This is a genomic window from Staphylococcus gallinarum, from assembly GCF_000875895.1.
GTDB classification, from domain to species: Bacteria; Bacillota; Bacilli; order Staphylococcales; family Staphylococcaceae; genus Staphylococcus; species Staphylococcus gallinarum.
In genome coordinates this window covers 45371-54186 of record NZ_JXCF01000018.1, presented here as the reverse complement: position 1 = coordinate 54186, position 8816 = coordinate 45371, and the positions used below count along the sequence as shown (strand labels likewise).

9 protein-coding genes and 1 pseudogene are annotated in these 8816 nt (G+C 35.1%); all 10 read right to left on the bottom strand.

What is annotated here, in order from left to right:
* A pseudogene (locus SH09_RS09980) lies at positions 1 to 401 on the bottom strand (serine hydroxymethyltransferase); the annotation flags it as partial.
* A gap of 22 nt (positions 402 to 423) precedes the next feature.
* Positions 424 to 948: a TIGR01440 family protein gene (locus SH09_RS09975; RefSeq protein ID WP_042739501.1), complete on the bottom strand. Its 525-nt coding sequence runs from the start codon at positions 946 to 948 to the stop codon at positions 424 to 426.
* A 140-nt stretch (positions 949 to 1088) separates the two neighbouring features.
* Positions 1089 to 1514, bottom strand: a complete 426-nt coding sequence (locus tag SH09_RS09970) for a low molecular weight protein arginine phosphatase (RefSeq protein WP_042739500.1) — start codon at positions 1512 to 1514, stop codon at positions 1089 to 1091.
* Positions 1511 to 2557 (bottom strand): L-threonylcarbamoyladenylate synthase, encoded by a 1047-nt coding sequence (locus tag SH09_RS09965; protein ID WP_042739499.1) that lies wholly within the window; start codon positions 2555 to 2557, stop codon positions 1511 to 1513. The genes SH09_RS09970 and SH09_RS09965 overlap by 4 nt, the downstream gene beginning before the upstream one ends.
* Before the next feature lie 88 nt (positions 2558 to 2645).
* Entirely contained in the window at positions 2646 to 3488 is an 843-nt protein-coding gene (gene prmC, locus SH09_RS09960) for a peptide chain release factor N(5)-glutamine methyltransferase (protein WP_042739498.1), read from the bottom strand.
* Entirely contained in the window at positions 3475 to 4551 is a 1077-nt protein-coding gene (gene prfA / locus SH09_RS09955; protein ID WP_042739497.1) for a peptide chain release factor 1, read from the bottom strand. Before prfA ends, prmC begins: the two co-directional genes overlap by 14 nt.
* Entirely contained in the window at positions 4551 to 5150 is a 600-nt protein-coding gene (locus SH09_RS09950; protein ID WP_042739496.1) for a thymidine kinase, read from the bottom strand. The genes prfA and SH09_RS09950 overlap by 1 nt, the downstream gene beginning before the upstream one ends.
* Positions 5151 to 5344: 194 nt before the next feature.
* Entirely contained in the window at positions 5345 to 5602 is a 258-nt protein-coding gene (locus SH09_RS09945; protein WP_042739495.1) for a type B 50S ribosomal protein L31, read from the bottom strand.
* 143 nt (positions 5603 to 5745) lie between these two features.
* Positions 5746 to 7062 carry a transcription termination factor Rho gene (rho, locus tag SH09_RS09940; protein WP_042739494.1) on the bottom strand — a complete coding sequence of 439 codons (1317 nt, stop codon included), beginning with the start codon at positions 7060 to 7062 and terminating at the stop codon, positions 5746 to 5748.
* Positions 7063 to 7351: 289 nt separating this feature from the next.
* Positions 7352 to 8779 (bottom strand): aldehyde dehydrogenase family protein, encoded by a 1428-nt coding sequence (locus tag SH09_RS09935; protein WP_042739493.1) that lies wholly within the window; start codon positions 8777 to 8779, stop codon positions 7352 to 7354.
* Between the last annotated feature and the right edge of the window lie 37 nt (positions 8780 to 8816).

The following is an 8816-nucleotide window of genomic DNA, read 5'->3' as shown; positions in this document are numbered from 1 at the left end:
TGACCACTAAAGTTAACAGGTGCACCGTGTGTTAAATGCCCACCATGACTTAAGTTCATTCCTAATACAGTATCACCGTGCTCCAATGCTACGAGATAAACCGCCATATTGGCTTGTGAACCAGAGTGAGGTTGCACGTTTACATGTTCTGCACCAAAGATTTGTTTCGCGCGTTCAATCGCTAACGTTTCTGATACATCTACATATTCACAACCGCCATAATATCTTCTGTTTGGATAACCTTCAGCATATTTGTTAGTTAATACTGAACCTTGTGCTTCCATAACAGCTTCTGAAACAAAGTTTTCTGAAGCGATAAGTTCGATGTTATTGTTTTGACGATTGAACTCATTTTGAATCACTTCATAGATTTCTTTATCTTGCTCTTGAATAAATGACATGGATATATTCCTCTTTTCTGTATTAGTTATATTTTGCTCTTTCGCCACCAATTTTTTTTGGTCTTGAAGAAGCTATTGTAACAACCGCTTCACCAATTTGCTTTACACTTGTACGTTCTGGAATTGCAACATGCTTGATGTGCATGCCTATTAACGTTTGACCAATATCTATACCTTTTGGCACAGTAATGTGTTCAACGACCATTGGCTCCTCCATATGCTGGTATGCATATGTGGCTAGACTACCACCAGCATGTACATCTGGAACTACAGTAACTTCTTCCATTGTTAAAGGGTTAAAATGAGAACGCTCGATTGTGACCGCTCGATTGATGTGTTCACAACCTTGGAAGACAAATGATACGCCTGTCTCACGTTCAATTTCCTTCAGCGCCGTGAATATTTCACGGGCGACGTCCATTGAACCTACAGAACCAATACGTTCTCCAATAACTTCTGACGTAGAGCAGCCAATGATACATAATTCATCTGCTTTAAAGAATGAATTTGACTTTAATTCATCGAGTAATAACTTTAAACTTTCCATTTTCCCACCCCTTTTAACTAAATAAAAAAAGTAATATGCAAATCCTAATAAAAAAAACATACGAAAATGATTGATAGCAAATTTGCTACACGTAATCATTATAACTTATTTAGTAACTCACTTATACCAATTTCATAAATTTATTGCTTTAATATTTTATTTTTTAATCTGTCAATTAAACAATTTAATTCATTAAATATTTCTCTATAGTCTTCTATTGTGCCACCAAACGGGTCTGAAACTTCTCCAGTTGTCCCGACATACTCATTTATGGTAAATACATTTTCTGTATTATTATACATTTGACACAATGCCAATTTATGAGAATTAGACATAGTAAGTATTAAATCTGCCGATAGATCACTTGCAACAAATTTTGTCGAATGCGATGGCATTGCCAAACTTTCAGTTAAACCAATTTGATGTGAATTATTTGAAATAGGATGTCCATCCATTGCGTATATACCTCTTGATGCGAATTCAATATTTGGTATTTTCTGTTTAGCTATACCTTCAGCCAATGGACTTCTACAAGTATTGCCAGTACATACAAAGATTACTTTCATAGTGTTTCACCTTCAACAATAGTTTGATTTGCAGCTTTCATAATACGATTCATGATTGCTGTAGTCTGATCATTTATGTCAAAACCATATATATATGCATTCTGAATATCTTCATTTTTATCCAATTCATGCAATATTTTATATAAATTGTGATTTGCACCCTTTATATCGTTTTTATTATTACATAATGGAATGAATTTTGCTTGATTAGGCACACATGTTTCATGATCCTTCGGTAAAATAAAGGCTGTTCGAGTCCAATCTTTTTCAGTATTTGGTTGACGTTCTAAATGTCGAACTATGGTTAAAGGCGTGTCTGGTGAATAATGCTTATATTTCATTCCTGGTGCAATAGGCTTTTCAGTGTTCAATGCTTTATCTTCTATACTTCCTGGCAAAATTTGTTCAATCATTTGCTTAGTTACAGAGCCAGGTCGTGCAATTCTATAAGGATACTGTGTACAATCTAATACTGTACTTTCCAATCCTTCTTCACTTTGCTCGGCCTTGATGATCCCATCAATTCTACCATTCAAATCATTGAAGACATGGTCAAATGTTGTGGGTGATGGTCTGCCACTCAAATTAGCACTTGGAGCAGCTATCGGTAAATAGACCTGTTTAAGAATAGCTCGACCAACCGGATGACTTGGCATTCTGACGGCAATTGAACCTAAACCTCCACTCACTCTATCACATAAATAGCCTTCCTTTAATGGAAGAATAAATGAAATTGGACCAGGCCAAAAATGTTTCATTAATATTTTTACATTCTCCGTTAAGTTTGTAGTAAATTGTTTCATTTGATCCATATCATAAATATGTACGATTAACGGATTGTCAGATGGTCTTCCTTTTGCTTCATAAATTTTTTTTATTGCTTCATCATTTCTAGCGTCTGCTCCCAACCCATATACAGTTTCTGTTGGTAAAGCAATTAATCCACCTTCATTATATATGGAAGCTATTTCGTTGATATGAGCTACATTTACATTGTTATTGATATCATTTTGATTACTAAAGTCCCATATTTTTGTGTCCACTTAAACACATCCTTTCCTGTACTTTTTTAATTTTAAAGCAAAATAAAAAGTTATGCACGCTCATGGTGAAACATGAGACATACATAACTTAGTCATGCCATTTAAAACTGATAATTCTATCATTATGGTTAATATCTTGAACAATCGATACCATTAGCTCTGGATACATTGTTTGAATTTTATCTTTTAACGTTGGTCCTTGGTTATAACCTATTTCAAAGACAACTTGCGCGCCAGGCAATAATACTTTTGGTAAATCAGCTAAAATATCATTATAAACACGATATCCTTGATCATTAGCAAATAGTGCTGAATGTGGTTCATATGATAAAACAGTATCCTCCATAAATGTTGCATCTGCTTGGTCTATATACGGTGGATTCGAAATCAGACCATTCACTTTAACGCCTTGTGCAATTAAAGGTTTCAATGCATCACCCTTTAGAAATTCTATATCGACTTGATGCTGTTGTGCGTTTTCTTTAGCTACTGTCAGTGCTTCTTCACTAATATCTGTCGCATACACAATCAATGAAGTGTCTATTTTCTTCAACATGATTGGAATATTTCCACTACCTGTACCAATATCGACGATCGTATCGCCATGCTTGAGGCTTTGAGAAAAATGCAACATAACTTCTTCTGTTTCTGGGCGTGGAATCAGACAATGACGGTTAACTTTGAAATTTTCACCATAAAAGGATTGATAGCCGACAATATATTGAATAGGCTCACCTTTCAACATTCGCGCTTTGGCAATATCAAACCGTTGTAATTGTTCAGTAGTCATTTCATCATTCAAGTGTACGATCAACGCTGCTCTAGACCATTGAAACATATCCATCATTAACCATTCTACTCTCGTCGTTTCAATATTCTGTTCGCTACATTCTAACTTCGCACGATCAAGTACTGATTTAAAGCTCACCATTATTTAATTCTTTCAATTTCTCAGTTTGTTCTGATACTGTTAGTGCGTCAATCACTTCATCTAACTTACCTTCCATAATTTGATCTAACTTTTGTAAAGTTAATCCAATACGGTGATCGGTCACACGACTCTGCGGATAATTATATGTTCTAATACGTTCAGAACGATCTCCTGAACCAACAGCCGATTTACGTTGCGCTGCGTATTTTTGTTGTTCTTCTTGCAATTTCATATCAAATAAACGTGCTTTCAATACTTTCATTGCCTTTTCACGGTTTTGAATTTGGGATTTCTCTGAAGATGTTGCAATAATACCCGTTGGTAAATGGGTAATACGAACTGCAGAATCTGTCGTATTTACGTGTTGTCCACCTGCACCACTTGAACGATACGTATCGACTTTAATATCTTCATTTCTTATCTTTATTTCAACATCTTCTACTTCTGGCAATACTGCAACTGTTGCTGTAGAAGTGTGAATACGGCCACCCGATTCAGTTTCGGGTACACGTTGAACTCGGTGTGCACCATTTTCAAATTTCAATTTACTATAAGCATCTGCTCCAGAAACTGAGAAACTAATTTCTTTGTAACCACCATGATCACTTTCAGCAGCTTCTACTATATCTGTCTTATAATTATGTGCTTCCGCATATTTAGAATACATTCTAAATAAGTCACCAGCAAAAATTGCAGCTTCATCGCCACCTGCAGCCGCTCGAATTTCAACAATTACGTTTTTGTCATCATTAGGGTCCTTTGGAATTAATAATAATTTCAATGATTCTTCTAATTCTGGTACACGACTCGCTAAACCTTGGCTTTCTTCTTTTAGCATTTCGATTTCATCTTTATCTTTGGTATCATTCAACATTTCTTCGATTTCAGAAATATCCTCTTTAACCTGTTTATATTCGCGATAAACTTCAACAGTTTTTTGTAAATCTGCTTGCTCTTTTGAATACTTTCTTAAGTTATCAGGATCATTTACAACGTCGGGATCACTTAATAGTTCATTTAATTGTTCATATCTTTCTTCTACAATATCTAATTGATCAAACACTACATTTCCTCCTTCTCATTATCACTAGGTGCAACAATATGATGCGCTCTACATCTAGGTTCATAACTTTCGTTTGCGCCCACCAATATAACTGGATCATCTACCTTAGCTGGTTTTCCATCAATCAATCTTTGGGTACGACTAGAAGAAGAACCACAGACAGCACATACTGCTTGTAATTTCGTTACATCTTCGCTAACTGCAAGTAAATGCGGTATTGGTTCAAAAGGCTCCCCTCTAAAATCCATATCTAATCCTGCAGTGATTACTCTATGGCCTCTTTCTGCTAATTGCTCAACTATATTTACAACTTTAGATTCAAAGAATTGTACTTCGTCAATGCCAATAACATCGACATCTGATAAATCGTGTTTAAGTATTTCAGCAGCAGTCGAAATATTAATCGCTTCGATTGCATTACCATTATGAGAAACAATCTTATCTTTATGATAGCGGTCATCGATAGCCGGTTTAAATACGACTACTTTTTGTTTAGCATAAAGACCACGTCTTAACCGACGTATTAATTCTTCCGATTTACCACTAAACATGCTTCCAGTAATACATTCAATCCACCCGGAATGATAAGTTTCATACATGATTCGTTCCACCTTTTTTCAAAACATAATCGTCTCATTATATCATATTTTTTTATTTGAAATGTGCAATTTTTGAAAGATATTTACTATTTTATGTATCAGCTTTATTCATCAATATACTTCTATTTAATAGCATATGACTATTTTAAACGAAAAAAGCATCCTCATAAAATGAGAATGCCTTAAACCAACGATTATTCGTTGCTTGATTTGTATCCGAATTTCTTGTTGAAACGTTCCACACGACCATCCGCAGCAGCGAATTTTTGGCGACCTGTGTAGAATGGATGTGAGTCAGATGAAATATCTAAACGAATAACTGGGTATTCATTTCCATCTTCCCATACCATTGTTTCAGATGATGATTTTGTTGAACCACTTAAGAATTTAAAATCTGTAGTTGTATCTAAAAAGATAACTTTGTGGTATTCAGGATGAATATTTTGTCTCATTACTTTCAGCTCCTTTGCCCTGAACCATCCGGAACAGAGTTGTTTGTGAGTTTTTTACCCAATACTACGTAATTATAATAGCTATACATGTAAAACGCAACCCTAAATCTAACATTACAGCTTAAACAAATATGTTTCTTCTATTAAATAATTGGCTTTCCTGTCTTTGTGCTTTCTTCTGCAGCTTTTTGTAACTGTTCAAAGAATTCTTTATTATCAGTTGTACGTTTTAATTTACGTACAAAACGTTCTGTAAAATCGAGTGAATCTGTAAACATATTACGCAATTGCCATAAAGATTCTAATTCTTTTGGTGAAATTAGTAATTCTTCTTTACGTGTTGAACTTCTACCAATATCAATAGCAGGGAATACACGACGTTCTGCAAGTTTACGATCAAGATGTAATTCCATATTACCCGTACCTTTAAACTCCTCATAAATCATGTCATCCATACGTGATCCAGTATCAACTAAAGCAGTCGCTAAAATAGTCATACTTCCACCAGCTTCAATATTTCTTGCCGCACCAAAGAATGCTTTAGGTTTGTGTAATGATGCTGGGTCTAGACCACCTGATAATGTTCGACCACTAGGTGGGATTACTAAGTTGTATGCACGTGCCAGTCGTGTAATTGAATCCATTAAGATAATAACGTCCTTACCAATTTCCACGAGTCTCTTTGCACGTTCTAATAATAATTCTGCTACTTTTACATGGTGTTGAGGCGGTTCATCAAATGTAGAATGAACTACTTCTGCAGTTTCAACAGATCTTTCAATATCTGTAACCTCTTCCGGTCTTTCTCCAACAAGTAGGACAAATAATTCTGCTTCTGGTTTATTCGTAGCAATCGCATTGGCAATTTCCTTTAGTAATGAGGTCTTACCTGCTTTTGGTGGTGCAACGATAAGTCCACGTTGACCAAGTCCAATCGGCGTGATCAAATCCATAATTCGTGTAGAATAATTTTGCTGTGTTGTTTCTAACATTATGCGTTCTTCTGGATATAAAGGTGTCAACGCTTGGAAATGCGGTCGTTTCTTTACTTCCTCTGCATTCTCATCATTAACAAAGTCAACTTGTAATAAACCATAGTATTTTTCATTATCCTTAGGCTTTCTAACTTTACCAGTCACTTTATCGCCACGTTTAATTTCGAAACGACGTATTTGACTAGCTGAAATATAGATATCTTTTTCACCTTTTGAATAATTTACAGTTCGAAGGAAACCATAACCATCTTGTTGGATATCATCTAAGATACCTTCCATATAATAGTTTCCATCTTTTTCCATTTGTGCTTCCATAATTGCAAGCACCAATTCTTTTTTATTTAATTTACTATAATTTATCAATTTAAGAGATTTTGCTTTTTGAGTGAGATCTTTAGTAGTGTAATTTTTGTATAATTCGTGGAACGATTCATACTGAGGTGATGTACGTTCTTTTTCAGGCATTATCTTGCACCCATTTCATAAATAAGTTTTTAAACAACGTAATAAATACTACGCTATTTACTTTTTTAACTATAGCAAATTTTCTTTTTAATTACAAAATGTATTTCATTTTCTCAAATTTAAAAATGATTACATAACTTAAAAACCACCACACCATGCGTATACATTACTTCAATAAAAAAAGAAAGCGACAACTTCTATTTCATTACACAATAGAAGTTGTCGCTATTAAGGTCATCTAAGATTCAATTTAAGTCTCAGACATTGACATATTATAATATTATTTAAATTAATTGAAGTAACCAGCGATAGCTTTAACTTCTAAGAATTCTTCGATACCGAAGTCTCCCCATTCGCGACCAATTCCAGATTTTTTATAACCGCCAAATGGTAGGTCTGGACGACGTGGTGCTTCATTAATTTGTATTGTACCCGCTTCAACTGAACGAGCAACTTTTAATAATGTGTCCTTATCAGTACCAAATACATAACCTGCTAAGCCATATTCTGTATCATTTGCAATTTCAATTGCTTCATCTAAATCATTATACGTAATAATTGACATTACCGGCCCAAATATCTCTTCACGAGCAATAACCATGTCATTATTCACATTATTGAAAATAGTTGGTCTTGCAAAATATCCAGTCTCTAGGCCTTCAGGTTTGCCAGGGCCACCGAATAATAATTCAGCACCTTCTGCAATGCCTTTATCGATATAAGATTGAACTTGGTCAAATTGTTTTTTACTGATAATTGGTCCGACACGCGTGCCTTCTTCTCTTGGATTTCCAACCTTAACATTGCTAAATTCTTCTTTAACTGCAGTTAGGAATTCCTCTTTAATACTTGCTGGTACGAGTGTTCTTGTACCGGCAGCACAAACCTGACCAGTATTATGAACAACTTTATTCGTTGCTGCTTTAGCAGCTTCTTTGATATCAGCATCTTCTAATACGATAAATGGTGATTTACCACCTAATTCAAGTGATACTTTTTTGAAATCTTCAGCCGCTTCTTTCATAATGCTTGATCCAGTTGGACCTGAACCTGTGAATGACATCATTCTTACTTTTGGATGTGCACTTAATGGACGTCCGACACCTTGTCCGTCACCATTAACCAAGTTAAACACACCTTTTGGTAGGCCAGCTTTTTCAAAGATTTCAGCCAAAATAACTGCCGCAAATGGTGTTTCTTCAGATGGTTTAAGGACCACTGGGCTACCTGCCGCAAATGCTGCTGCTAATTTTAATGACGTTTGATTCATTGGGAAGTTCCATGGTGTTACTAGTCCTGCAACGCCAATCGCTTCTTTTACAACCAAGTTATCTCCACGTCGTTCTTCAAATTCAAAGTCATTTAATGCATCACGTGCTGCAGTGAAATGATCTAAGCCCATTTGATAATGAACACTTTCCGCTACTGATGCAGGTGAACCTAATTCATCGATGATAGTATCAACTATGTCATCTTTTCTATTTTCATATTCTTTAACGATATTATCTAATAATTGTTGTCTTTCTTTAACAGAAGTATGTCTAAATTTTAAATATACACTTTCTGCTGCATCAACTGCTTTATCCACATCTTCTTTGTTCCCTTTAGCTACAGTGCCAGCAACCTCTTCAGTTGCAGGATTGATTACTTCTAAAGTCTCTCCACTAGCGCTTTCTACCCATTCTCCATTGATAAATTGTTTAGTGAAATTTCTCATTAATTATTCACTCCTTAAGTAAATTACTAATCATATT

Coding starts and splice junctions, on each gene's coding strand:
- SH09_RS09935 (WP_042739493.1), bottom strand. CDS start 8,779: ATGAGAAATTTCACTAAACAATTTATCAATGGAGAATGGGTAGAAAGC.
- prmC (WP_042739498.1), bottom strand. CDS start 3,488: ATGGTGAGCTTTAAATCAGTACTTGATCGTGCGAAGTTAGAATGTAGC.
- SH09_RS09975 (WP_042739501.1), bottom strand. CDS start 948: ATGGAAAGTTTAAAGTTATTACTCGATGAATTAAAGTCAAATTCATTC.
- rho (WP_042739494.1), bottom strand. CDS start 7,062: ATGCCTGAAAAAGAACGTACATCACCTCAGTATGAATCGTTCCACGAA.
- SH09_RS09945 (WP_042739495.1), bottom strand. CDS start 5,602: ATGAGACAAAATATTCATCCTGAATACCACAAAGTTATCTTTTTAGAT.
- SH09_RS09950 (WP_042739496.1), bottom strand. CDS start 5,150: ATGTATGAAACTTATCATTCCGGGTGGATTGAATGTATTACTGGAAGC.
- SH09_RS09970 (WP_042739500.1), bottom strand. CDS start 1,514: ATGAAAGTAATCTTTGTATGTACTGGCAATACTTGTAGAAGTCCATTG.